Source organism: Octadecabacter temperatus, assembly GCF_001187845.1.
In the GTDB taxonomy this organism is placed as follows: Bacteria; Pseudomonadota; Alphaproteobacteria; order Rhodobacterales; family Rhodobacteraceae; genus Octadecabacter; species Octadecabacter temperatus.
This window is the reverse complement of the sequence record NZ_CP012160.1, coordinates 2,779,864-2,804,471: the sequence shown is the minus strand read 5'-3', so window position 1 is coordinate 2,804,471 and position 24,608 is coordinate 2,779,864. Positions and strand designations below refer to the sequence as shown.

Annotated in this window: 27 protein-coding genes and 1 other RNA gene; 16 read left to right on the top strand and 12 right to left on the bottom strand. The window is 54.3% G+C overall.

Annotation, left to right across the window (positions count from 1 at the left end):
• The first annotated feature begins 10 nt into the window (after positions 1-10).
• A complete protein-coding gene (pheT, locus tag OSB_RS14045) occupies positions 11-2,410 on the top strand; it encodes a phenylalanine--tRNA ligase subunit beta (protein WP_049835585.1) in 2,400 nt (799 codons plus the stop codon).
• A 9-nt stretch (positions 2,411-2,419) separates the two neighbouring features.
• Here pheT and OSB_RS14040 read toward each other — a convergent pair whose 3' ends face one another.
• Together OSB_RS14040 and OSB_RS14035 are read right to left on the bottom strand one after the other, a co-directional pair.
• Positions 2,420-2,689, bottom strand: coding sequence for a hypothetical protein (locus tag OSB_RS14040; RefSeq protein WP_049835584.1), 270 nt, complete (start codon positions 2,687-2,689; stop codon positions 2,420-2,422).
• An 85-nt stretch (positions 2,690-2,774) separates the two neighbouring features.
• A complete protein-coding gene (locus tag OSB_RS14035) occupies positions 2,775-3,674 on the bottom strand; it encodes a LysR family transcriptional regulator (protein WP_049835583.1) in 900 nt (299 codons plus the stop codon).
• 83 nt (positions 3,675-3,757) lie between these two features.
• Here OSB_RS14035 and OSB_RS14030 point away from each other — a divergent pair, with 83 nt between their 5' ends.
• From OSB_RS14030 to mscL, 3 genes are all read left to right on the top strand, one after another.
• The gene (locus tag OSB_RS14030) at positions 3,758-4,390 is read left to right on the top strand and encodes a class I SAM-dependent methyltransferase (protein ID WP_049835582.1); all 633 of its coding nucleotides are present in this window, start codon (positions 3,758-3,760) and stop codon (positions 4,388-4,390) included.
• A 34-nt stretch (positions 4,391-4,424) separates the two neighbouring features.
• Positions 4,425-4,871: a YtoQ family protein gene (locus OSB_RS14025; RefSeq protein ID WP_049836185.1), complete on the top strand. Its 447-nt coding sequence runs from the start codon at positions 4,425-4,427 to the stop codon at positions 4,869-4,871.
• Between the two features lie 165 nt (positions 4,872-5,036).
• Positions 5,037-5,405: a large conductance mechanosensitive channel protein MscL gene (gene mscL / locus OSB_RS14020; protein ID WP_049835581.1), complete on the top strand. Its 369-nt coding sequence runs from the start codon at positions 5,037-5,039 to the stop codon at positions 5,403-5,405.
• A 54-nt stretch (positions 5,406-5,459) separates the two neighbouring features.
• Here mscL and ald read toward each other — a convergent pair whose 3' ends face one another.
• Positions 5,460-6,578, bottom strand: coding sequence for an alanine dehydrogenase (gene ald / locus OSB_RS14015; protein WP_049835580.1), 1,119 nt, complete (start codon positions 6,576-6,578; stop codon positions 5,460-5,462).
• Positions 6,579-6,708: 130 nt separating this feature from the next.
• Between ald and OSB_RS14010 the strand changes: the two genes are divergently transcribed.
• On the top strand, positions 6,709-7,170 hold the full coding sequence (locus OSB_RS14010) for an Lrp/AsnC family transcriptional regulator (RefSeq protein WP_049835579.1): 462 nt from the start codon (positions 6,709-6,711) through the stop codon (positions 7,168-7,170).
• Here OSB_RS14010 and OSB_RS14005 read toward each other — a convergent pair.
• Together OSB_RS14005 and rpsU are read right to left on the bottom strand one after the other, a co-directional pair.
• Positions 7,167-7,580, bottom strand: a complete 414-nt coding sequence (locus tag OSB_RS14005) for a hypothetical protein (RefSeq protein WP_049835578.1) — start codon at positions 7,578-7,580, stop codon at positions 7,167-7,169. The genes OSB_RS14010 and OSB_RS14005 overlap by 4 nt on opposite strands.
• A 108-nt stretch (positions 7,581-7,688) precedes the next feature.
• Positions 7,689-7,895: a 30S ribosomal protein S21 gene (gene rpsU, locus OSB_RS14000; protein ID WP_049835577.1), complete on the bottom strand. Its 207-nt coding sequence runs from the start codon at positions 7,893-7,895 to the stop codon at positions 7,689-7,691.
• Between the two features lie 115 nt (positions 7,896-8,010).
• On the opposite strand from rpsU, the gene OSB_RS13995 reads away from it, so the two are divergent.
• From OSB_RS13995 to OSB_RS13985, 3 genes are all read left to right on the top strand, one after another.
• The gene (locus tag OSB_RS13995; protein WP_049835576.1) at positions 8,011-8,688 is read left to right on the top strand and encodes a COQ9 family protein; all 678 of its coding nucleotides are present in this window, start codon (positions 8,011-8,013) and stop codon (positions 8,686-8,688) included.
• Positions 8,685-9,653 (top strand): NAD(P)H-quinone oxidoreductase, encoded by a 969-nt coding sequence (locus OSB_RS13990; protein WP_082166479.1) that lies wholly within the window; start codon positions 8,685-8,687, stop codon positions 9,651-9,653. The genes OSB_RS13995 and OSB_RS13990 overlap by 4 nt, the downstream gene beginning before the upstream one ends.
• A gap of 238 nt (positions 9,654-9,891) precedes the next feature.
• The gene (locus tag OSB_RS13985; RefSeq protein WP_049835574.1) at positions 9,892-10,821 is read left to right on the top strand and encodes a dimethylarginine dimethylaminohydrolase family protein; all 930 of its coding nucleotides are present in this window, start codon (positions 9,892-9,894) and stop codon (positions 10,819-10,821) included.
• Between the two features lie 5 nt (positions 10,822-10,826).
• On the opposite strand, the gene OSB_RS13980 is transcribed toward OSB_RS13985, so the two are convergent.
• A complete protein-coding gene (locus OSB_RS13980; protein ID WP_412457893.1) occupies positions 10,827-11,456 on the bottom strand; it encodes a ribonuclease T2 family protein in 630 nt (209 codons plus the stop codon).
• Positions 11,457-11,586: 130 nt separating this feature from the next.
• Between OSB_RS13980 and OSB_RS13975 the strand changes: the two genes are divergently transcribed.
• The gene (locus OSB_RS13975) at positions 11,587-12,330 is read left to right on the top strand and encodes a DUF1013 domain-containing protein (RefSeq protein ID WP_049835572.1); all 744 of its coding nucleotides are present in this window, start codon (positions 11,587-11,589) and stop codon (positions 12,328-12,330) included.
• 177 nt (positions 12,331-12,507) lie between these two features.
• Positions 12,508-13,260: a methyltransferase domain-containing protein gene (locus tag OSB_RS13970; RefSeq protein ID WP_049835571.1), complete on the top strand. Its 753-nt coding sequence runs from the start codon at positions 12,508-12,510 to the stop codon at positions 13,258-13,260.
• Between the two features lie 6 nt (positions 13,261-13,266).
• Here the strand turns inward: OSB_RS13970 and recR are convergent, their stop codons facing one another.
• From recR to OSB_RS13955, 3 genes are read right to left on the bottom strand one after another with little or no spacing between them, the layout of a single operon-like run.
• A complete protein-coding gene (recR, locus tag OSB_RS13965; RefSeq protein WP_074202294.1) occupies positions 13,267-13,860 on the bottom strand; it encodes a recombination mediator RecR in 594 nt (197 codons plus the stop codon).
• Entirely contained in the window at positions 13,861-14,205 is a 345-nt protein-coding gene (locus tag OSB_RS13960; protein ID WP_049835570.1) for a YbaB/EbfC family nucleoid-associated protein, read from the bottom strand. It abuts the gene before it with no gap.
• 58 nt (positions 14,206-14,263) lie between these two features.
• A complete protein-coding gene (locus tag OSB_RS13955; protein ID WP_049835569.1) occupies positions 14,264-16,030 on the bottom strand; it encodes a DNA polymerase III subunit gamma/tau in 1,767 nt (588 codons plus the stop codon).
• A 191-nt stretch (positions 16,031-16,221) separates the two neighbouring features.
• Here OSB_RS13955 and OSB_RS13950 point away from each other — a divergent pair, with 191 nt between their 5' ends.
• A complete protein-coding gene (locus tag OSB_RS13950) occupies positions 16,222-17,754 on the top strand; it encodes an ankyrin repeat domain-containing protein (protein ID WP_049835568.1) in 1,533 nt (510 codons plus the stop codon).
• Positions 17,741-18,235 (top strand): protein-tyrosine phosphatase family protein, encoded by a 495-nt coding sequence (locus OSB_RS13945; protein WP_049835567.1) that lies wholly within the window; start codon positions 17,741-17,743, stop codon positions 18,233-18,235. Before OSB_RS13950 ends, OSB_RS13945 begins: the two co-directional genes overlap by 14 nt.
• Here the strand turns inward: OSB_RS13945 and rsgA are convergent.
• Positions 18,219-19,253 carry a ribosome small subunit-dependent GTPase A gene (gene rsgA, locus OSB_RS13940; protein ID WP_049835566.1) on the bottom strand — a complete coding sequence of 345 codons (1,035 nt, stop codon included), beginning with the start codon at positions 19,251-19,253 and terminating at the stop codon, positions 18,219-18,221. The two genes, OSB_RS13945 and rsgA, sit on opposite strands and share 17 nt — an antisense overlap.
• 88 nt (positions 19,254-19,341) lie before the next feature.
• Positions 19,342-19,440, bottom strand: an RNA gene (gene ffs, locus OSB_RS16540) — signal recognition particle sRNA small type.
• Between the two features lie 84 nt (positions 19,441-19,524).
• Here ffs and nudC point away from each other — a divergent pair.
• Positions 19,525-20,478: an NAD(+) diphosphatase gene (gene nudC, locus OSB_RS13935; RefSeq protein WP_049835565.1), complete on the top strand. Its 954-nt coding sequence runs from the start codon at positions 19,525-19,527 to the stop codon at positions 20,476-20,478.
• A 49-nt stretch (positions 20,479-20,527) separates the two neighbouring features.
• Complete coding sequence (locus OSB_RS13930) at positions 20,528-20,989, top strand: SRPBCC family protein (protein ID WP_049835564.1); 462 nt, start codon at positions 20,528-20,530, stop codon at positions 20,987-20,989.
• On the opposite strand, the gene OSB_RS13925 is transcribed toward OSB_RS13930, so the two are convergent.
• A complete protein-coding gene (locus tag OSB_RS13925) occupies positions 20,986-21,834 on the bottom strand; it encodes a prephenate dehydratase (RefSeq protein ID WP_049835563.1) in 849 nt (282 codons plus the stop codon). The two genes, OSB_RS13930 and OSB_RS13925, sit on opposite strands and share 4 nt — an antisense overlap.
• A gap of 122 nt (positions 21,835-21,956) precedes the next feature.
• On the opposite strand from OSB_RS13925, the gene OSB_RS13920 reads away from it, so the two are divergent.
• On the top strand, positions 21,957-22,478 hold the full coding sequence (locus tag OSB_RS13920; RefSeq protein WP_049836183.1) for a c-type cytochrome: 522 nt from the start codon (positions 21,957-21,959) through the stop codon (positions 22,476-22,478).
• Between the two features lie 169 nt (positions 22,479-22,647).
• The gene (locus OSB_RS13915; protein ID WP_049835562.1) at positions 22,648-24,567 is read left to right on the top strand and encodes an extracellular solute-binding protein; all 1,920 of its coding nucleotides are present in this window, start codon (positions 22,648-22,650) and stop codon (positions 24,565-24,567) included.
• Positions 24,568-24,608: the final 41 nt, after the last annotated feature.

The window sequence follows — 24,608 nt, the reverse complement described above, 5'->3', positions numbered from 1 at the left end:
AACCAAACGCATGAAGTTCACACTCTCTTGGCTCAAATCGCACCTCGACACGGATGCCTCCGTTGACGAGATCGCAGACACGCTGACGGACCTTGGTCTTGAGGTTGAGGGCATTGAAAACCCTGCCGCGAAACTGTCTGATTTTGTGATCGGTAAGGTGACGGCTGCGGAAAAGCATCCTGATGCAGATAAGCTGCGCGTTTGTACGGTTGATGCGGGTGAGGGCCCGACCCAGATCATCTGTGGTGCGCCGAATGCACGCGAGGGGATCACTGTCGTAGTCGCCAAGCCTGGCACATACATTCCTGGCCTCGACATCACGATTTCCGTCGGCAAAATCCGTGGGATTGAAAGCTTCGGCATGATGGCGTCTGAGAAAGAGCTTGAGCTGTCTGAGGAACACAACGGTATTATCGAGCTTCCCGCTGGTGAGATCGGCCAGAGCTTTGCTGACTATTTGGCGGAGCATGATCCGTCTAAAGTTGATCCTGTTATTGAGATTGCGATTACGCCGAACCGCCCAGATGCGTTGGGTGTGCGCGGCGTTGCGCGTGATTTGGCAGCGCGTGGTCTTGGCGTGATGAAACCGCGTGACGTTGATGTCGTTGAGGCGAGTTTCCCTAGCCCTGTAACCGTCACCATCGATGAAGATGCGAAATCTGATGTGCCGGTTTTCTTTGGTCGTCTGATCAAGGGTGTAAAAAACGGCCCATCCCCCGATTGGCTGCAGCAACAATTGCGCGCCATCGGTTTGCGTCCGATTAGCTTCCTCGTGGATGTCACAAATTGGTTCACTTACGATTTGAACCGCCCTTTGCACGTGTTTGATGCCGATAAGATCACGGGCAACGCGCTGCGTTTGCACCGCGCCAAGGGTGACGAGACCCTCGTTGGTTTGGACGAAAAAGAATACATATTCCCTGAGGGCGCGATTGTGATTTCCGATGCCGAAGGGCCGGAAAGCATTGGCGGCGTGATGGGTGGTTTGCGGACTGGCTGCACCGAAGACACTGTGAATGTTTTCGTTGAAGCAGCGTATTTTGACCCGATCCGTACAGCCTACACGGGTCGGGCACTAAAGCTTAATTCTGATGCGCGGTACCGTTTTGAACGCGGCATTGACCCAGCATTCACGCCGATCGGTTTGGAACATGCGGTGCGGATGATCGTGGATAACGCAGGTGGTGAGGCGTCTGAAGTTGTGCAGGCAGGCGAAGTTCCAGACACGTCGCGCGCTTACAAGTTGGACACGGACCGTTGTTCTTCCCTTGTTGGGATGGACATTCCGGCCGACACGCAGCGCGAAACGCTGACGGCTTTGGGCTTTGTGATGGATGGCGATATGGCCAAGGTTCCAAGCTGGCGTCCGGACGTGCAGGGCGAAGCTGACCTTGTTGAAGAAGTGGCGCGCATTGCGTCCTTGTCTAACCTTAAGCCAGTCCCAATGCCACGTGTGCGTGCGGGTGTTCCGGCCCCTGTTTTAACCCCGATGCAAAAACGGTTGCAGATGGCACGGCGGACAACTGCGGCGCTTGGTTACAATGAATGCGTGACATATTCCTTCATCGACCAAGCGTCTGCGACGTTGTTTGGTGGCGGTACGGATGCCACGATGCTGGCCAACCCGATTTCTTCGGAAATGTCCCACATGCGCCCTGCATTGTTGCCGGGCCTGTTGCAAGCTGCGGCACGCAACCAAGCTCGCGGTCAAGCAAACCTCGCGCTGTTTGAAGCGGGTGATGCGTTCCATGGTGGTGAGCCAACGGAACAGCACAGCCTTGTGACGGGTATTCTTGTCGGGAAAACTGGCCCGAAAAATGTGCATGGTGCATCGCGTGACGTTGATATTTTCGATGCTAAGGCGGACGCTGAAGCAATTCTGTCTGCGATGGGTGCGCCGAGCAAAGTTCAAATCCTACGCGGTGCGGGCGATGCGTGGCACCCTGGTCGTCACGGAATGATCTGCCTTGGCCCGAAAAAGGTTCTTGGCATCTTTGGTGAAATCCACCCGAAAATCTTGACGGCGCTGAACGTCAAAGGACCTGTTGTTGGCTTCGTTCTGTTCCCAGAACAAATTCCGATGCCAAAGAACGCGACCGTCAATCGTGGCGCGGCCTCTGTGCCAGACTTGCAGGCCGTTGAACGTGATTTTGCATTCGTTATGGATGCGAGCGTGGATGCACTCACCGCTACGAATGCAGCGGCAGGTGCAGACAAAGCGCTGATCGACGACGTTCGTATCTTTGATGAATTCATCGGCGGAAACTTGGGGGAAGGTAAGAAATCCCTCGCGATGACCGTACGCCTTCAGCCGAACGATGCGACCCTCAAAGAGGCCGACATCGAAGCTGTGAGCGCGAAGATCATCGAGAAAGTTACCAAAGCTACCGGCGGCACGTTGCGCGGCTAAACTTCAGTTTTACAGCCGACCACAATTGCGTTGTGCGCGTGCCAAACGCCACTCGTAGGATCGAGCATCCGTTGATTGGTCGCGTAGCAACTGGTTGCCAACGATCCGTGAGCATCTTGCGATTTTGTCAGACGCAGTTTCTGCGCCCGTCGCGACTTGCGACAATATTGCGATGCTAAGTCCAACGAGAGCGGCTGTTAGAACGACCCAGTCGACAGTTACGGCCCCGTCTTCTGAGCGACGAAATTTGGAAATGAATGCTGAAATAGAGCTGAACATAATGCTTAATCCTACAAAGTTTCAAAATGATTGCCGTAGGGGTAACTTTCAAAAAGTGCGGAAGTTGGGCCTAAATATGGTTAATTTATACCGATCCTTTGTCTGACAATGCTTCAGCTAGAATATCAAACACGAGCCGAATACGTGGGCTGGTGTGGACTTCCCGATGGGTCACGAGCCAGACGGGATACATGATTTCGAGGTCGCCGGGTAAAAGCCGTTCCATGCTTCGATCTGCATCTCCGACGATACTGTCCATCGGACTGATCCCCATGCCTGCCCTCGCCAATTCCCAAGAAACGACCCCGCTTTCAGACCCGACCTTAAAAGCATCAAGGGTTATGGGTACATCAATTGAGTTGAGATAGGCGACCATTTGGGCCTCGCTCCCGAAACTGATCCAGTCATGGGTCGCGAGTTCTGCACGTGTCTTGGGTGTCCCGCGCCGAGCGAGGTACTCGTTAGACGCATAGAAACACCCTTTAGCTTCGCGTGCCAAACGGGCCACGAGATCGGGCTGTTCAGGGCGTACGTTGCGGATGGCGATGTCAGCTTCGCGGCGCATCAGATCCGAAATATCATTGGTCGCGACGATCTCAATGCTCAGGCCCGGCGCACGTTTGCGGATTTCGACGACTATTTTTGGCAAGAAGATCGTCGCGAAGATATCGCTCGCAGTTATGCGAACTTTCCCTCCGATATCAGACCTTTGCGCGGTTGCCGTCATGGCGAGTCGTTGTGCCGCTGCGCCCATATCTTTCGTATGCACCAGCAATTCACGGCCGGCATCGGTCAGTTCTAGGCCGCGCCCGACCCGTTCAAACAACAGCACCGAAAGGTTCTCTTCTAGAGCGGCAACTTGGCGGCTAAGCGTTGGCTGTGTAAGGCCGAGCTTGCGGGCTGCACCCGACAATGACGCGGTTTCCGCAGTGGCGAGAAAGCTGCGTAGATGCGCCCAGTCGAGTCTATCAGGGTCTATATCCATACGTAAACGTATAGATATCTTGCGATATTCGTCAATTCCGCTGCGACCAATGCAAATGTAGGGTGGGTTCAAAGGAGATCATCATGAAAGACGCAGCAACCTTTTGGGATAAAATCGCACCCAAGTACGCACAAGATCCGATCAAGGACATGGCATCGTACGAATATACGTTGGAACGGACCAAATCATATCTAGGGTCGGATGACCGCGTCCTTGAATTGGGATGTGGCACAGGTTCCACTTCATTACTCATCGCACCGGATGTTCGTCAGATTATTGGGACGGATATTTCGCCCGCGATGGTGGATATTGCGATCACCAAGGCAAAAGCGGCCGACATCACGAACACAGAATTTCGTGTCGCTACGGCGCGGCAGTCAACTGAAGTGCTCGAGACATTCGATGCCGTGCTAGGGTTTAACCTGTTTCACTTGGTTCCTGACGCCGAAGACGTCTTTGCTGGCATCAATAAGGTTCTTCCAAGGGGTGGCTACTTTATCTCTAAAACGCCGTGCTTGGGTGATAAATCCGTTGGCTTTAAACGGTTTCTCTTCAAGGCGATGATTCCTCCAATGCAGTGGCTTGGCAAAGCACCCTTCGTCCGCTTCTTAACTAACAAAGAGTATGAAGATGCATTGATTTTCGCGGGTTTCGAGATCGTTGAATCAGGGAATTTTCCAGCCATTTCGCGCTATGTGGTGGCGCGTAAAACTTGAGTGGGTAGATTGGCTTCAAACAATGGAGGCCAAAATGCTGAACGTATATCTATCAGGTGAAATCCACACGGATTGGCGCGAACAAATAATTGATGGGGCAAGCGAACTAGACGTTTCGTTCAACAGCCCCGTCACCAATCACGAAGCCTCAGACGATTGTGGTGTTAACATTTTAGGGGCCGAGCCAAACAAGTTTTGGCATGATCACAAGGGCGCGATGGTTAACGCGATCCGTACCCGCAAAGGGATAGAGGACGCTGATGTTGTTGTCGTTCGCTTCGGTGAGAAGTACCGCCAGTGGAATGCGGCGTTTGATGCTGGTTATGCAGCGGCCAAAGGTAAGTCTTTGATTGTATTGCAACAACCTGACCATGATCACGCGCTTAAGGAAGTTGATGCAGCTGCGTTGGCTGTCGCACGTGAGCCTAATGAAGTTGTTGAGATTTTGCGCTATGTGCTGACGGGTGAACTGCCTGCGTAAGGGCAATCTTCTTACCGACTGACCCGCCCCGCACTGTCCATAGCAACTGGGGGGGAAGTTAGTATGAACTTGCCCCTTTGGGAAAAAGTGAAATTAGGGTAAAGAGGACCACGTGAGCGCTAACGGCATAGACCGGTGCGTGGTTTGAAAAAAGTGGGACTAAAAATGATCAAAGAATTCAAAGACTTCATCGCTAAGGGCAATGTCATGGACATGGCTGTTGGTATCATCATCGGTGCAGCATTCACCGCAATCGTAGGCAGCCTTGTTGCTGATATCATCAACCCATTGATCGGTATCTTCATGGGCGGCGTTGATTTTGGTGGTCTTTCTGCCTCTGTTGGCGATGCAGTATTCACATACGGTAACTTCATCATGGCGATCATCAACTTCCTGATCATCGCATTTGTGATCTTCATGCTGGTTCGCTCTGTGAACAAAATGAAGAAAGCTGAAGAAGAAGCACCTGCTGAGCCAGCTGGCCCAACACAGGAAGAGCTTCTGGCTGACATCTTGACAGCACTGAAGAAGTAATCCGATCCAATCGGTGACGAGAGGCCCGCCCGTTTGTGGCGGGCCTTTTTTCGTCTAGGCCTTAAGGGCCAATTGTGGGGACAGAACATCCATACCCAGCGCTTTGCCAACGGCGAAGTAGGTCAATTGTCCGGCATGCACGTTCAACCCGTTCAGCAAATGCGCATCATCCTCGCATGCTTGCCGCCAACCTTTATCGGCTAAGGCCAGCATGAACGGCATCGTCGCGTTGCCAAGGGCAATTGTTGACGTGCGGGCGACTGCCCCCGGCATGTTCGCCACGCAGTAGTGCATGATCCCGTCCACATCATAGATCGGATCTTGGTGCGTCGTTGCCTTGGACGTTTCAAAGCACCCGCCTTGGTCAATCGCCACATCTACAATCACCGCACCTTGTTTCATCTCGCTCAATTGTGCGCGGCTGATGAGTTTGGGCGCTGCGGCACCGGGGATCAACACGGCACCGATTACCATGTCTGCTTCGCGTACCATCTCAATTGTATTGCCAGCGCTTGCGTACATCGTTTTGAAGTCGCGTGAGAACACATCGTCAAGGTAGCGCATACGCGAAAGGGAGCGGTCAAACACCGTCACATCCGCACCCATTCCGGCGGCAACCCGTGCTGCATGCGTACCGACAACACCGCCACCGATTACAACGACCTTTGCAGGGCCAACGCCCGGTACGCCACCCATTAGTACGCCGCGCCCACCATTTGCTTTTTGCAGTGTCCAGCTGCCGACTTGTGGTGCTAATCGACCCGCAACTTCGGACATAGGTGCGAGGAGAGGCAAGCCACCCTGTGCATCCGTCACCGTTTCATAGGCAATCGCGGTGCAACCAGACGCGAGGAGGTCTTTGGTTTGCTCTGGATCAGGGGCGAGATGAAGGTAGGTAAACAAAAGCTGCCCTTCGCGCAGCATCTTGCGTTCAACGGCTTGGGGTTCTTTTACTTTCACGATCATGTCGGCGGCTGCGAAAATCTCGGCAGCGGTGCCTGCGATTGCCGCGCCAGCCTCAATGTAGTCTTCGTCACTGAACCCAGCACCAACGCCGCCTTGCGTTTCGACGGTGACTTTGTGGCCGTGCGCAATCGCTTCGCGGGCGGCATTTGGCGTAAGGCCAACGCGGAATTCTTGTGGTTTGATTTCTTTTGGGCAACCGATGTGCATGTGATTTCTCCTATTCCCTAATGTGACAGTCGCGCTGTTCGGTTGGAAAAGGGTGGCAATCTTTGGCGTGTTAGCGCTATGTATAGCAAGAATATCCGCAATAAATGGATAAATACGAAAGGATTTTGCGTTGAGTGAGTTAGACGAAACAGACCGACGCCTTTTGAATGCTCTGCAACGCGAAGGCCGCCTTTCTAACGCGGACTTGTCGGACAAGGTGAACTTGTCACCATCAGCGTGCCACCGTCGTGTTCAGCGGTTGGAAAAGGATGGGTTTATCTCAGGCTACGTGGCGCTGGTGAATCCGCGCAAAGTGGATCGTAAGACGACAGTGTTCGTGGAAATCACATTGCGGGCGCAGGCTGACGATGTGCTTGACGCGTTTGAGAAGTCCGTCGCGCGAATTCCTGACGTTTTGGAATGCCACTTGATGGCGGGGCAGGCGGACTATTTGCTTAAGGTCGTGGCCGAAGACGCCGAAGATTTTGCCCGTATTCATCGTAGGTACTTGGCAAGTTTGCCGGGTGTGCAGGGGATGCAGAGCTCGTTCGCGCTTCGGACTGTCCGGCAGACGACTGCGTTACCGGTTTAGCGTTCCGCAAACCAAATGCCCGCTATCATTAGTTGTTGATCACGTTTCATTAAGATGCGGACTAGATTGGAAACTGCGCGATTGGATGCCTCGTCTTGCGTGCTCAGTAGTTTTTCTACGGCGTTTTCGTCGTCTAGCAGTACCTTTTGAAAGCTCTCATCGGTTAAAAGCGAAGCCGTCATTTGTTTCGACTGATACTGGCTGTGTAACAGTGCATAAAGAAAGTATCGCCGCTCCTCATCAGCTTTGAGAACTTCGAATTCGGCTGGATCTAGTCGAAAGCTGAATGACTTGTCGAAGTGCCCGCAAGCGACAGGCATTCGGTAAATCAAAGTTTCCCCCTCAATCTCGACAATGGGTTCCCATGATTTTTCTTTGAAAACGTAAGTCTTCTTAGTGCTGCTCGACATTCGTTCGTTCCTTTATCAAAGGAACCTTAAACATAAGTCATCTAACGAAAAACCCCGCGCCATAAAGCACGGGGTTTTCCTAATTCTTAAACGTGTCGAATAAGGTCCTTAGACCATACCCTCGCGTTGAAGCTTTTTCCGAGCCAGCTTGCGCTGACGGCGGATAGCTTCGGCTTTCTCACGTGCCTTCTTCTCAGAAGGTTTTTCAAAAGCTTGCTTAAGCTTCATCTCACGAAAAACGCCTTCACGCTGGAGCTTTTTCTTCAGAGCGCGGAGCGCCTGATCGACGTTGTTGTCACGAACACTAACCTGCATGTGGTTTTCACCACCTCTCTAAGTTGGATTTGCAATAAGTTGCAGGAGGCCGCCATATAGCAAGTACCCTGTTACTTGTCTAGTATGGGGCAAATGCCTGATATCGGAGCCTGATATGACCACTGCACTGACATTACTCGACGCGATTCTACCGCATGTCGCCTTTGACGGTTGGTCGAATGAGGCGTTTGCAGCGGCGGCTGAGGATTGCGGAGCAACGCTTGAAGAGGCGCGTGCATTGTGTCCGCGTGGTGCCTCAGACCTTGCGGTGTTGTTCCACACTGAAGGAGACGCGGCGATGGTGACGGCCCTGAAAGCCGCTGACCTGTCCGAGATGCGATTTCGCGACAAAGTCGCCCATGCGGTGCGCCTTCGCTTGGATGCCGTAACTGACAAGGAAGCCGTGCGCCGTGGGTCAGCGTTGTTCGCGCTGCCGCATATGGCGCCCATTGGTTCCAAGTTGATTTGGGGAACGGCTGACGCGATTTGGACGGCTTTGGGGGACACGTCTGAGGATGTGAATTACTACACCAAACGCGCCACGCTTTCGGCAGTCTATGGCGCCGTTGTTTTGTTCTGGTTGGGTGATGATACGGACGACGGGCAAGCGACGACCGATTTCATCGATCGGCGCATTGAAAACGTGATGCAGTTTGAAAGTTTTAAAGCGGCGTTGAACAAGAACCCGCTCACCAAGCCCTTCGCAGGTGCGCTGGAACGTTTCACCTCTCACATAAAAGCACCGTCCGCACCGGCGGATGATTTACCCGGTTCATGGAGCACACGACGATGAAAGCAGTTGAGATTTCGCAAGCGGGCGGACCCGAAGTACTAACACATGTTGATGTGCCAACGCCAGAACCCGCCTTTGGTCAGGTCCGTATTAAGGTGGCATACGCCGGTGTTAACCGCCCAGACGCCTTGCAACGTGCCGGCATGTATAACCCACCCAAAGGTGCGAGCCCCTTGCCAGGACTTGAGGCCGCGGGTGAGATTTCTGCGATCGGTGATGGGGTAACTGACTGGAACGTTGGCGATCAAGTTAGCGCATTGTTGCCCGGTGGCGGTTATGCCGAAGAAGTGGTCACACCTGCCGCGCATTGCCTTCCGGTTCCTGTTGGATTGTCGTTGAAACAGGCAGCGTGTTTGCCCGAAACGTTCTTCACCGTCTGGTCCAACGTGTTCATGCGCGGAGGGTTGAAAGCGGGGGAGCGGTTCTTGGTGCATGGTGGCTCGTCTGGTATCGGCACGACAGCAATTCAACTGGCAAATGCCTTTGGAGCACGCGTGTTCACGACCGCTGGGTCTGACGAGAAGTGCGCGGCCTGCCTCGACCTTGGGGCTGAGGTGGCGATGAACTATCGGGAAGCGGATTTTGTTGAGGTAATGAAGGCCGAGGGTGGCGCGAACCTGATCCTCGATATGGTTGGTGGGGACTACCTGCCACGTAATGTGCGTGCTTTGGCCGATGATGGGCGTCTTGTGCAAATCGCATTCCTTCAAGGTCCCAAAATCGAATTGAACTTCGCCCATCTAATGATGCGCCGCCTGACAATCACAGGCAGCACCCTGCGCCCACAATCGGACTTGGCGAAGGCTGAGATCGCCATGCAGTTGCGAGAACAGGTCTGGCCGTTGCTTACATCTGGGCGCGTCGTGCCTGTGATGGATCATGAATTCGCGTTGGCCGACGCGGCCGCCGCGCACACGCGGATGGAAAGCAGCGCACACATTGGAAAGATCGTGCTGAAGGTCTGAGCAAACATGCCGATGGCAGGAACCTTGCCTTTGGGACCTTTCAGGCTGCCACCGCCTTGGCGGCGCTCTGTGGGTGATAGAAGGTTCGGGGTAGCCAACGGATGCGTTATACTATGGGAAACCCACTGATCATTTAGCTCAAATGAATGCGCCCGCGTCAATTGACTGAACCAAACTTGGGTTCTACCGTTCTCCTGTGAATTCATGCGCAACCAGCGTCTTTGATGGAGAATTTCCAATGGCCCTCGATAAATCAACTGATGCTTTCAGTCTGCAACGCCGCAACCCAAATGGTGGAACAGCCCCTCTCACACATTGGACGCTGCCGAATGAAACTGATCCGCTGACGGATGTTTTGCTCGGCTCGCCCGCGCACCTGTTTCACCGCGCAACGTCTAGTTTGTCGCGAAAGCATTTGCGTGAAGCGCCGTGCAACATCCAAGTCGCGCAGGCCCAACATGCCGAGCTGGTCGACGCCTATCGTCATTTCAACGTGAATGTTCACATGCTTGATGCAGAGCCTGAACTGACCATGCAGGTATACTCCCGTGATTCCAGTGTGATGACCCCATATGGGGCTTTCATCACCGCGATGTCCCAATGGTGGCGCCGCGGCGAGAACTACGCTGCAATCCGCGCCTATGAAAAACTGGGCATCCCGATCTATGACATGGTCACCGCTGGCACGTTCGAAGGTGGCGACTTCAATGTCATCGAAGAAGGCTGTGTCTTGATCGGTTGTGGCGAAGCACGCACCAATGAGGCGGGCGCGAAGCAGGTTGCAGGCTGGTTTGAAACTGAAGGCTGGGAAGTACGCATCGCCTATATCGACGAATTTTACGTTCACATTGACCTTATGGTCGTTCCAATCGCTGAGAAACTGACGGCTGTTTGTCTGGCCTGTACGGAACCAGCAATTGTTGATTGGCTTAAGGCAAAGGGGCACGAGATAATTGATGTACCATTCGCTGATACGATGGCGCTGGGGTGCAATCTTATGTCGCTCGGGAATGACAAAATCATCGCGCCGAGGTCGTCGGAAACATTGATCGACAAGTTGCGCGCCCGTGGGTTTGAAGTGGCTGCCGTTGAGACAGCCGAAATTTCAAAAACTGGTGGCGGCATTCATTGTATGGCTCAAGCCCTCAAGCGAGATGCGAACGCGTAGTTAGGTTACCTAACCGGATCAAACAGCGCATCATCAAGCGTGCAGTCACGGATGACGTCTGATCCACAGCGGCGCAGTTCTAGATCACGTGTAAGACAGATACGTGCTTCTTGAATGCGCTGGCTGCGGCATGTGATGGTGATTTCGTCAGCATCTAAGCCTTCGTTTTCGCGCATGAACGCCTCTTCAATTAGCGATGCAGGAAGCGTGATAGGGTCTTCTAAGCGCCGGAAAACCGCGGGGCGGGTGACCTGTTCATAAGCCAGCCGCGCCAACGCGTAGTAGTCGTCGGGTGACAGGCCCGAACAAGACCCGTGTTTATTCCACTGGTGCCACGCCAACCCGCTTGTGCCCATAATATCGGCCATTGCGGACGTGTCTGCGCGGGAAGGGTTGCGGAACGTGTGGCGGCAATCAGCGGGCCAGCCGTTTTCATATTGCGGCCACAACCCGTGTAGAACCCAGCCGAAATCCTTGTCGTCTTCACACTGGGGCGAATTGCGGGAATCGCCGTCAAGCGCGCACCAATTTGGCGACCATGATAGGGAAAGAACGTAGTAATCGAACTCCCCCGCGACGTCTTGGGCCTTAGCAGGCAGGGCAACAACGCAAAGAAGGGCTAATATTCGCAGCATTTGGGGTCTTTCCATAATCCAGTCGCGCGACTATATAGCAATCAAGTTCCCCGACAATGTGAACCCGGCCAAATCGGTCTGCCCCTTCAAGGGCGTGGGAGAGGCATGTCGACTGTTAAGGAGAAACGCGATGAGCGGTACACCAATTATGGCCAAAGCCACAGCAGTTTGGCTGTGCGACAACACAACAATGACGTTTCGTCAGATCGCCGTTTTCTGCGGCCTGCATGAGCTAGAAGTTCAGGGCATCGCTGACGGTGACGTTGCGACTGGCGTTAAGGGGTTTGACCCGATTGCTAACAAGCAGCTGACGCAAGAAGAAATCACCAAAGGCGAAGCTGATCCAAAGTATAACTTGGAGCTGCTTTTCAACCCTGCATCTGCTGGCGAAGAAAAGCGCCGCGGTCCGCGTTACACACCGCTGTCCAAGCGTCAGGATCGTCCTGCATCCATTTACTGGTTGGTGAAGTTCCACCCTGAGCTTTCAGACGGTCAGATTTCCAAAATGGTTGGCACGACGAAGCCAACAATTCAGGCAATCCGCGAGCGCACGCACTGGAACATCAATAACATCGAACCGATTGATCCGGTTGCTTTGGGCCTGTGTAAACAGTCCGAACTGGACGCAGCTGTACAAAAAGCTGTGGCCAAGAAAGCCAAAGAGGGTGGCGTTATGTCTGACGACGAACGTCGCAAGCTGGTTTCCACAGAACAGAGCCTTGGTTTGGAAGATGAGCCTAAGATCCCGGCTTCAATCGAAGGCCTTGAGACATTCACACTGAGCACGGACGTCGAACCGGAAGAAGATACGTCTGTTCCGGACAAAGACACGTTCTTCAATTTGCCGGACGACGCAGGCGACGACGAAGACTAAACGTCAATGCGCTAACCCTGTTGAACGATATGAAGCCCCGGTCGATAGACTGGGGCTTTTGCGTCACGACTAGGCCGCTGTGCACCCAGTACCCCAATTTCGCCCAATTTATGCCTAACGCTAAGTCTATCTTAATCCGAGAGCCCCATAAGGGAGCACGTGAAGGAGAGAAGGCAGATGTTGCAAGACGTTCAGGACTTCAAAGACCCACAAGTTCATACGTTGGTTCGGAAAAGCCGGACGTCGGACGATGCGGCTGCCCTATTTGGCGACCAACCGCCCGCTGCGCTGTTGTCCGATTACCCGTTAAACGCTGCAGGTCGTGACCGTAGTGTTATGATGCAGCACAAGCTAACGGATCGACGTTTCAACGTTGAACGCTGCTGGAACCAAGTCCAACAGTACATGCCAGAGCTCCTAACATCGTCGCCCCAAGACGTGCTGGAAGTGTCGACTGGGCACGGCGCGATGCTTGAGATTTTGCGCCACTATGGGCACAACGTTATGGGAACGGATTACGCGACCGAAACTTGGTCAGATGAGAGTAGTAGCTCGGAAAAGCCTGATTGGCCCTTCCGTCACGTTGTCGAAAGCATTGATTTGCCGATGACAGTTTTTGACAATACCGACGGATATTATCCGTTTGAGACCAAGAGCTTTGATACGACGTTGTGCTTTCAGGCACTGGAGCACACCGGTCATCCTGACGATTGGATGTCATCGATTGATGAGTTTTGTCGCATTAGCCGCAAGTCGGTGTTTGTAATGCTGGGTCACTTAAACCCGAAAACGCGCGCAAGTTCTGATTACAACTATGCGTTCCATAGCTTTCGCCGTGAGTTGCGTAGCTACCGTGACAATGGCTTTGTTTGTACCGGAACATTTGTTCACTGGGGGCAAGCGTTGGGTTTCAAACTGACTGCTGAATAAACCCGATCAAAGGGCTTTTCGGGCGTTTAACGCCGCCGAAATTGTCCCGTCATCGAGGTAGTCCAACTCTCCACCTACGGGCACACCTTGCGCTAGGGTTGTGACCTGTACGCCTTGCAATTCATCCGCAATGTAGTGGGCCGTGGTTTGCCCGTCGATCGTCGCTCCGAGTGCGAGAATGACTTCGGTGACGTGTTCTGTTGTGACGCGATCACGTAGTTTTGGAATGCGCAATTCGTCCGGCCCGATGTCATCAAGTGCCGACAGCGTCCCACCAAGCACGTGATAACGTCCTTTGAAAATGCCCGATCGCTCCATCGCCCAAAGATCGGCGACATCTTCGACAACGCAAATCTGACCAATGTTGCGCTTCTCGCTTTCGCAAATACCGCAGATATCGGACGTGCCGATGTTGCCGCAGTTCAAACATTCACGCGCTGTTTCACCAACAGTCGTTAATGCCTGCGCCAACGGGTTCAAAAGCTGCCCGCGCTTCTTGATTAGGTGCAGCACCGCACGACGCGCAGATCGAGGCCCCAAACCCGGCAAGCGGGCCATCAGGTCGATCAGCGCATCAATGTCTTTTGGTGCTTGGGTCACTTAGAACGGCAGCTTCATGTCCGCTGGAAGGCCCAGACCTTCGGTCAGCTTTTCCATTTCGCTTTGCGCTTTGTCGGACGCTTTGGATTGCGCGTCTTTGATCGCCGCAAGGATCAGGTCTTCGACAACTTCTTTGTCGTCGCCGTTGAAGATGGACGGATCAATGTCCAGTCCGCGCAACTCGCCTTTGGCGGACGCAGTTGCCTTTACCAAGCCAGCACCGCTTTCGCCGACAACCATGATGTCGTGCAGGTCTTCTTGCAATTGGCCCATCTGCTTTTGCATCTCTTGGGCTTTTTTCATCATGCCGGCCATATCGCCAAGCCCGCCTAGTCCTTTGAACATCGTCGTCTCCTGAATGTCTGTTTGGCCTTAGATAAGCAGCCCAAGCCGGTGCCGCAAGTTAGCTATCTTCAAACGGGTCCCATTCCTCGTCAACTTCGGGCAGGGCTTCAAGCCCTGCTTCGGCTTCGAGTGCCTTTGGGGTGCGGATGTCAGTGATCTTGGACTTCGGAAATTGCATCAACACGGCCTGAACCAGCGGATGCGCCGTTGCTTTGTCGCGCAAATCGTTCGCTTCGGCATCGCGTAACTCAGCAATCGTTTCCGCGCCGCCATCATTGACGAGCGTGACTGCCCAACGGTTGCCCGTCCACGCCTGAAGTCGTGAGCCTAGGCGCTGGGCAAGATCATGCGGGGCGCTTTCGGAAGGAACAAATTCAATCCGCCCCGGCTGATAGGCTGCAAGGCGCACACCGGTTTCAACTTCGACCAGTAACTTCACATCGCGGTGGCGGCGGATCAGCTCAACCACGGTTTCGAAGGTTGGATAGAGCGCGAGGGCTTCGTCGTTTGCGACTGCCAAAGCTGCGCCACCCGCAGATGCCGAAGGCCCACTTGGACCGGAATGTGTGGGCGCTGGCGTGCTGGATTGCGCATCCGTTTGCATGCCCGATTGCGCAGGTGCAACGCGGGGGCCACCACTTGGGCCCGCGGGTGGCGGCGTTTCTTTGTCGAGCTTGCGAACGAGTTCTTCGACGCTGGGAAGGTCTGCGACATGGGTCAGTCGGATGATCGCCATTTCAGCGGCCATCATCGCGTTCGGTGCCATCGCGACTTCTTCGAGCGCCTTTAGCAACATCTGCCACAGACGCGTCAGAACGCGCATCGCCAACGCTTCGGCCATTGCGGCACCACGTGTGCGTTCATCGGGGCTAACGGTCGGGTCTTCGGCGGCGTCTGGCGTGATCTTTATGACGCTTACCCAGTGCGCGATTTCAGCGAGGTCACGCAGGATCGCCATCGGGTCGGCACCGTCTGCGTATTGGCTGGACAGTTCGTGCAGGGCGTCAGCCGCTTGACCCTTGAGGATCATGTCAAACAGATCAAGCACGCGGCCACGGTCCGCAAGGCCAAGCATTGCGCGGACCTGCTCGGCAGTCGTTTCACCAGCGCCATGGCTGATCGCTTGGTCGAGGAGGGATTGCGCGTCCCGCGCAGAACCTTCGGCAGCGCGGGTAATCAGCGCCAGCGCATCATCTGTGATTTCAGCTTTCTCGGCGGTTGCGATTTTACGCAGCAAGCCGATTTGATCTTCCGGCTCAATGCGGCGCAGATCAAAACGCTGACAACGCGAAAGGACCGTCACGGGGACTTTGCGAATTTCGGTCGTCGCAAAGATGAATTTCACATGCTCTGGTGGTTCCTCAAGCGTCTTCAGCAGCGCGTTGAACGCGCTGGTCGACAGCATGTGAACCTCATCGATGATGTAGATTTTGTAGCGCGCAGATGCGGCGCGGTAATGCACGCTTTCGATGATTTCGCGGATGTCGCCCACACCAGTGCGCGACGCAGCATCCATTTCCATCACGTCAACGTGGCGTCCTTCCATGATGGCAACGCAGTTTTCACATTTGCCGCATGGTTCAGTCGTAGGGCCACCCTGACCATCCTCACCGATGCAATTCATGCCCTTGGCGATGATCCGTGCGGTGGTGGTTTTACCCGTTCCACGGATACCCGTCATGATGAAGGCTTGCGCGATACGGTCCGCTTCAAAAGCGTTTTTCAGCGTGCGCACCATTGCCGATTGCCCGACGAGGTCGGCAAATGTCTCGGGGCGGTACTTACGTGCGAGGACTTGGTACTTTGGGGTATCGGATTCGGTCATTTGCAAAACCTATGCTGCCCGCTTGCCAAGGTCCACTGCTGTGCGGTACACATTGCGTGCCTTTAGGGAGGCAATCAGGTTCGCGAAAAGCTGTATCGGCACCCTTCACATATATTTTTGAATAGACCTTTTCGGTCTTTCTCATGCCCTGGTTAGCGGACTCTTGGGATATTTGGATGAGGAAGCCTGATATGACGAACCCCCTAGATAAATTCCGCCGTGCGGCGAAGGCGTTGAAAACTGAATATGAAACCGGTTTGCCTGATGCGTTGACCCGTATCGCGACCGTAAGGCCCCGTAGCGACGGCGCCGATTTACGCCACGCTGATTACCTGCATGTGATCGCGCAAGAAAATAACTTCCCGACTTGGCCCGTGATGAAAGACGCGATTGAAACCGTCGGTTTGGACCGTGCGCAGAAAATTCAAAAGCTCAAGATAGCTTTGCACGCAGGACGGACTGGGGTCGTCGCGAAATTACTTGAGGGTACGCCCGATTTGGCGAAGGATCATTTCGGCCTGCTATGTGGGCTGAATGATGTGAAATCCGTTTGGATGATGCTGAAAGATGATCCGGCATTGGCATCCAAACGGGCAGGTCCGTTCCTGCCAATGGTGCATCTGTGTAAATCGCGCATGTTTACGGTTCAGCCAGAGGGCGGTGCGGATAGTGCAGCGATTGCAGATATGCTTGTGGCGAACGGTGCTGATGTGAATGCAGGCAGTGTTGAAAACGGTGACCCTTTGTCGCCGCTCTATTGGGCGCTAGGGCACGCTGGAAACATGGAACTGGCGACGTGGTTGCTGGAAAATGGCGCGAACCCGAATGATGGCGAAAGCCTGTATCACGCGACTGAGCTTGGCCATGCTGACGGGCTGCGTCTATTGCTGACGCATGGCGCGGATCCTAAACAAACGAATGCTTTGCCCCGTGCGATGGATTTCGACTCCGTCGAGATGGTGACGTTGTTGTTGGAGCATGGTGCTGACCCTAATGAGGGGTCGGATGCATGGACGGCTGGCACCGGAACTGAACACGGCGTTCCTGTGCTGCATCAAGCGGCGCGGCGGATGAATTCGGGGCCGATCTTGGACGTGTTGCTAGATCACGGTGCGGCCCCATCTGCGTCTTGGAAAGGGCATAGCGCATATGCCTTCGCTAAGGTCTTTGGTAACGCCGATCTTGCTTCGCAGATCGAGGAGCGCGGCGAAGAAACGGTGCTTACCGATATCGAACAGATGTTGGCCACGGCTGCTTCGGGGCAAATTCCAGACGGGTATATCAACACCGCAACTTTGCCTGATGAATATCGCGGCTTATTGCGTGAAGTCTTGCACTTGCCCGGCAAACTACCCCACCTCAAGGCGCTGGTAGCCATCGGGCTTGAATGGGACCGTCCGGATTCAGAAGGCATCACGCCCGTTCAGGCGGCTGGCTGGAACGGGTTGGCTGATGTGATGCAGTATTTCCTGAAGCTCAGCCCTAATCTTGGGCATGTGAACAACTATGGTGGCACCTTGCTGTCGACCATATTGCACGGGGCGGAAAACAATCCGCAACGTGCGAACGGCGACTATATTGGGTGCCTTCAGTTGGCTTTGGATGAAGGGGTCGCACTTCCGCGTAAGGCGTTGGATGCGTCTGGCTCGCCCGAGATCCGAGAATTCCTGACGCAATGGGCAGACGATAAGCCCGGACAGGTGGTTGAATATGGGATCGTCTAAGTTCGCAATTTATCCGCTGGAAGTGGGGGCAGGGCAGGTTGCCTTGTCCCCTATTCCGGGGCGATCTGGGGCTTATGAAACGGATCTGTCTGCGGTTCTGCACTGGGCCCCTGATCTGGTGCTGACCATGACCACCCAGTCAGAGTTGGATCGCATGGGTGCAACGAATTTCGGGGATGACCTTGCCGCAGTAGGTATCCAATGGCGCCACTTGCCGATCGTCGACTTCGGCGCGCCTGACAATCATATTAAAGCGATGTGGGGTGAAGTTTCGCGCGGTAGTGCCGATGTCTTGGCGAACAGCGGCAAAATACTGATCCACTGTTTTGGTGGATGCGGGCGTTCTGGGATGGTCGCGTTGCGGTTGATGGTTGAAGCGGGCGAAGCACCTGATCTCGCTTTAAAAAGGTTGCGACAGACGCGCCCATGCGCCGTAGAAACCGAAGACCAACAAGAGTGGGCGGCTAACCCTTCCGTTTAGCGCTGCCACGTTCTTTGCCCGCGTTGTACATCTTTTGTAGCCGTTTTAAGTGACCGCGGTTTTCACCCACGGTTGCCGTATTGAAACGGTTTTCCTTTTCCAGCTTGCGCCAGCGTTCCAGACGATCGGCATCCAAATCCCCCGCTTCAATCGCGGCGCGAATGGCGCAGCCCGGTTCGGTGATATGGGCGCAGTCATTGAATTTGCACATCGCGGAAAGCTCAGTGATGTCGGAAAACACCTCATCTACGCCTTCCTCAGCATCCACAAGACGCAGTTCGCGCATACCGGGCGTGTCAATCAGCCAACCACCTGCAAATGTTGGGCGTAGATTGCGGTTCGTCGTCGTATGCCGCCCCTTGGCGTCATCTGCGCGAATATCTTGGGTGGTGTCGACAACATCCGTAAGCCGGTTCTGGATGGTCGTTTTCCCAACGCCGGATGAGCCAACCAGCGCAAGCGTTTGCCCATTGGAACACCACGGGTTCAGGCGCTTTACGTCCTCATCATCCGTGGCATCAACGGCAATCGCACTCAGCAACGGGGACAGTTTTTCGGCCTGTTTAACGTAGCTTTGTGGGTCATCGCATCGATCGGCCTTGGTCAGGATAACCAGCGGCAGACATCCCGATGCGGCGCACATCGCCAAATACCGCTCTAGTCGCGCGACGTTGAAGTCGGCGTTGCAACTGCTGACGATGCCAAGCGTGTCGACATTCGCGGCGATTAGCTGAGGTTTGGAATCCTCTCCAGCAGCGCGACGGGTAATTTCAGTTGTGCGCTCAAGCGGCTCGGACGCGGCAGCACCTGTCGCGATCACCCAATCGCCAACGGCATACATACCAGCGGAAGCCGTGGGTGAGAGGGATTCGGCACCCTTTGCCGACAGACCGTCTAAACGGGAGCGGTGAACGGCAGAAATACGCACCGGTCGTTCTGGCGGATCGGCGGCTTCATCATAGTCAACCTGACGGATGAAGTGGTTGGACCAGCCGAGGGTTTTTAGGGTGTCTGTCATATTAAATGGCTATCCTATTGAACGATTCCGCGAAAGTAGGACTTTCGCTCTATCGTTTCCCCGCGAAAATGCTTTGCATTTTGGCGGTAGGTGAGAGGTTGGACATCGACCCAAGTGGGGCTCGTTGTGGCTGCTTCCTTCCGGACCTGACCAGGTTGGCGAGGCACTTGCCCGCGCCAACCCCTCGAAAGGTGATATAGGCCCACACCATCCATCGTGCAAGACCCACTATGGATTGCACAGCGCGTAGGGGCATGGCATCGGTTGCGGTATGAAACATGCAGAAACAGTTACCTTCGGCGGGTCGGGTTTGGATCGCGCAGCACATTTACGCGCAGATGATGCACAAATTGGGGCCAATCCGGCGGCGAGGGCTGTCGTGTTGTGGCGCGGGAAACCCCTTATCACTTCAGAAGGTGGCCCATTGGCGCGCCTGCCGCTTGATCATCCGGTCATGGCGGACGCTGGCGATGTGCGTGTGTTCTTGGGGCAGGATGATGACGGACCCGTCTTTGCTGTGAACCTGTCTCGTTGGACACCAGAATTGCCTGACGGTGATGAGTTGAACACGTTTTTGGATGCGTCCCAGCAACAACATCCGGCAACGGGCGACGCTATCTTTGCCGAACTGCGCGCAATCATGACCACGCTTTCGCCGCGCGACGGCGAGCTTGCGTCGACGGCACGGGCTGTTTTGGGGTGGCACGACAGCCACAAGTTTTGCTCAAGCTGTGGAACCTTAAGCAACGCGGTTGATGCAGGCTGGCGCCGCCTTTGTCCTACTTGTGATACGTCGCATTTTCCGCGCACGGATCCTGTCGTGATTATGTTGATTGTGGCCGATGACGAGGTTCTTGTCGGGCGCTCCCCGGGTTGGCCCGAGGGTATGTATTCGCTCCTCGCTGGGTTTGTTGAACCCGGTGAAACCATGGAAGCCGCAGTACGCCGTGAGGTTTTTGAAGAAGCAGGTATTCGCATCGGTGAGGTCAGTTACCTCGCGAGCCAGCCATGGGCGTTTCCATCTTCACTGATGCTCGGGTGCTATGGAACTGCAACAAGCAAAGATATCACGCTTGATCCGGTTGAGCTGGAGGACGCCCGCTGGGTCAGCCGATCTGAGATGGAACAAGTCGCGCGAGGGGAACACCCAACGATCCTTCCTGCGAGAAAGGGTGCAATTGCGCATTTTTTGCTAGAGAACTGGCTGGCCAATACGTTAGACTGACCGAATAACAAACAATGAGCCTGTAAAGGCCGATAACTGGGCAGAGATCATGGAATTTACGACACGCGAAGATATTGAAGCACCGATCGAGTACGTTTTCGAACAAGTGACCGATTTTGCTTCGTTTGAACGCTCGATTATGCGGCGCGGCGGTGATGTCGAACGTGTTTCCGGTGGTGACGTTGCCGTGGCCGGGACGAAATGGCAGGTAAAGTTCTTGCTTCGTGGTGCTGAACGGGTCGTGAATGCTGAGGTTGTGGCTGTTGATGCGCCAAACGCAATTACGATCAATGTGACGTCCAAGAGTGCCGACGCAACCTTGCAGGTTGATCTTGTTGCGCTAAGTCCGGCGCGTACACGCCTTAACGTGAATGCGACGGCGGCAGCAAAATCGATCCCAGCAAAGCTGTTGTTTCAATCGGTTAAGTTTGCGCGTGCAAAGAATAAGAACAAGTTTAACGCATTGGTCGCCAGCTTTGCGGACGATGTCGAAACGCGTTACCGTTCTTAACTGCTGGCTTTCTCATGGCGGCGTGGGGCTGCGGGAAACACACCCATCAGGCGGATGTGGTCTGTGAAATAGTCCAGCTCTTCCATCGCGTTTTGCACATTGCGGTCATCTGGATGGCCCTCAACCTCAGCGTAAAACTGTGTTGCGGTGAAATGCCCACCGACCATGTAGCTTTCCAGCTTGGTCATGTTGACGCCATTGGTCGCGAAACCGCCCATTGCTTTGTAAAGCGCGGCGGGAATGTTGCGGACACGGAATACGAAACTCGTGACCATGCCGTGCTTGCCACGTCTGGACAGGTCCAGTTCACGCGACATGATCAAGAAACGTGTGGTGTTGCGATCATGGTCTTCAATGTGACGTGCCAAAACGTTTAGGCCGTAAATCTCAGCCGCCATTTCGGACGCAAGCGCGCCAGCTGTCATGTCTTCGCCAGCGGCGACGTCCATTGCGGCACGTGCGTTGTCAGGGCTGATGACGGGCGAAATACCCTTTTCACGCAGGAACTTCCCGCATTGGGGCAGGATCACAATGTGACCCGCAGCCGTCTTTATCTGGTCGACTTGTGCGCCGGGTTTGCCAAGTAGGTTGATGTGAACCCGCACGAAGGCTTCGTCAATAATGTGCAGCCCGCTTTCAGGAAGCAGCGTGTGCACGTCACCAACCCGTCCGTAGGTAGAGTTTTCGACAGCGATCATGCCAAGGTCTGCATCGCCCTTTCGCACGGCTTCAATTGCGGAATTGAACGTTGCGCAGGGCAAAGGTTCGTAATCGGGACGTGCTTCGACGCAGGCTTGGTGCCCGTAAGCACCTGGTTCACCTTGAAATGCGATGCGTTTGGTCATCTTTAGTCCCCGATTTTCCCAAGTTTCTCTAAAATGGGCATTTGGTCGCGGTGCTACACCTTGATCATTGGCGGGGGAAGCGGATACATGATTGCTGAATCAGGAAGAAAATGGAACGCGACATGTTCGACACAATGACAATGACCAAAGTTCTGGGCGCCGTTTGCGGCACGTTCTTGGTCTTTTTGCTTGGTAAATGGGCCGCCGAAGAGGTTTATCACGCTGGTGGGCACGGCGGTGAAGAGCATGCTGCTGGATACGTGATTGAAGTTGCGTCTGCTGGCGGTACTGACGAACCAGTCGACGAGGGCCCTGCTTTTGAAGAAATTTATGCGATGGCTGATGCGGCTGCAGGTGAAAGCCAGTGGCGCAACTGTTCTTCGTGCCACAAGCTTGAAGCTGGCGAGAACAGCACAGGCCCATCCCTTTACGGTGTTGTAGGTCGTAACGTGGGAACCGAAGACGGCTTCGGCTACTCTGGATCACTCGTCGCTGTTGCGGACGTTTGGACGCCTGAGAACCTCAATGCGTTCCTTGAAAACCCACGTGGCTACGCGCCAGGTACTGACATGACGTACAACGGCATGCGTAAGATCCAAGATCGCGCGAACCTGATTGCGTATCTCGACAGCATCGACAACTAAACGTCGATCAAAATTCTTTGCAAAGGCCGCCCCATCAGGGGCGGCCTTTTGTATTTTCGGGCCTAAACCTTGCGTGATCACGGCCAACTCACGCAATCTCAACTTGAATGTTTGTTAATTCGCGCACTACGCTGATGCCCACAAGATATGCCCATTTCAGGAGTGCCACATGATAAAAGACCAGCGTTGTTCCGCCAAAGTCGCGACAAAACCGCAAAACGCATGGGGCTCCAAACTTGGCCTCCTTCTTGCAGGGGCAGTCTTAGCGTTTGGTGCGGCGACATTGGTTCACGCTGATAGTCATGAAGAAATCATTGTCTCGCACGGGTACACCAACTTCGGAGAGCTGAAGTACGGCCCCGATACAGTGCATTTGGATTATGTGAACCCTAACGCACCAAAGGGTGGCGAAATCAGCGTTTGGGCACGTGGTACGTTTGATACTTTCAACAACTTCACCCGCGAAGGCGCTGCGGCCGCGGGTACGACGATTTTGTATGAAAGTATCTTAGCAGCGACGGCGGATGATCCTTACGGGTCGTATTGCTACCTGTGTACGACGCTTGAATACCCGGAAAGCCGCGACTGGGTGATCTTCAATTTGCGCGAAGACATTACGTTTTCTGACGGTACGCCCTTCACGGCTGAAGACATTGAGTTCTTTCACAACCTGATCATGGAGCAAGGTATCCCTGAGTACGTGAACGTGGTTTCACAGTACCTCGCAGGCGTCGAAGTTCTTGATACCTACCGCGTTAAATTCAATTTCACGCCGGATGCGCCACGCCGCGATGTGATTGGCATCGCGGGTGGCAACCGCGCGTTCTCAAAGGCATGGTTTGAAGAAACCGGTGCCCGTTTAGATGAATCAACGGATGTGCCGTTCCTTGGAACGGGTGCCTATGTACTGGGCAGCTACGATACCAACCGCCAAGTTATTTATGAGCGCGACCCAGATTGGTGGGGCGCTGAGCATCCGTTCAATATCGGGCAGGCGAATTTCGACAGCATCCGGTATGAATATTTCTCAGACAGCGCCGCTGCATTCGAAGCGTTCAAAGCGGGCGAATACACATTCCGCCAAGAAAGCTCGTCCTTGCAGTGGGCAACGGGCTACGAATTCCCAGCGATTGAGAATGGTTGGGTGCGTAAAGAGGAATTGGAAGACGGCACAATCGGTACCGCACAAGCATTTATCTTCAACTTGCGGAATCCAAAATTCCAAGACCCTGCCGTTCGTGAGGCCCTTGGACTGATGTTCAACTTTGAATGGTCTAATGAGACGCTTTTCTACGGCTTGTATGACCGCGTTGAATCGTTCTGGCAAAATTCTGAACTTCAGGCACAAGGCACCCCATCAGATGGTGAATTGGCGTTACTTGAGCCCCTTGTTGACGAAGGCCTTTTAGATGCGTCGATATTAACCGACGAGGCAGTGCTACCGCCAACGTCCAATCCAAGCCGCCCAACCGACCGTGCGAACTTGCGACTCGCGTCCGATCTATTGGACCAAGCAGGTTGGATCGCAGGGGATGACGGAATGCGCCGCAAAGACGGTGAAGTTCTAAACGTTGAGTTTCTGTCTGCATCGGCTGGCTTTGACCGGATCATCAATCCTTACGTTGAGAGCCTGCAACGCCTTGGCGTGAGTGCCAGCCTCGATCGGGTGGACTTTGCGCAGTATGTTGAGCGACTAGACGCACCGTCTGATTTTGACTTGATCACTCACACGATGACCCAAGGTTTCGAACCCGGAATTGGGATGCGGCAATGGTTTGGCTCTGAGACGGCTGCGGATAGTTCACGCAATCTAATGGGCCTTGAAGACCCCGCAGTCGATCGCCTGTTGGATACCGTGATCAATGCATCTTCGCTGGAAGAGATGACAACCGGCACCCACGCGATTGACCGCGTTCTGCGCGCCAAGGGTTTCTGGGTGCCGCAGTGGTACAAGTCAACGCATACGGTCGCGTATTACGATATGTTCGAATACCCCGATACTTTGCCACCTTTCTCATTGGGTCATTTGTCATTCTGGTGGTACAACGCCGAAAGAGCAGAAGAACTGAAAGCTGCAGGAGCATTCTAAGCCCCTGACGCGGACAGCAATAAAAACGAAAGCTACGCACT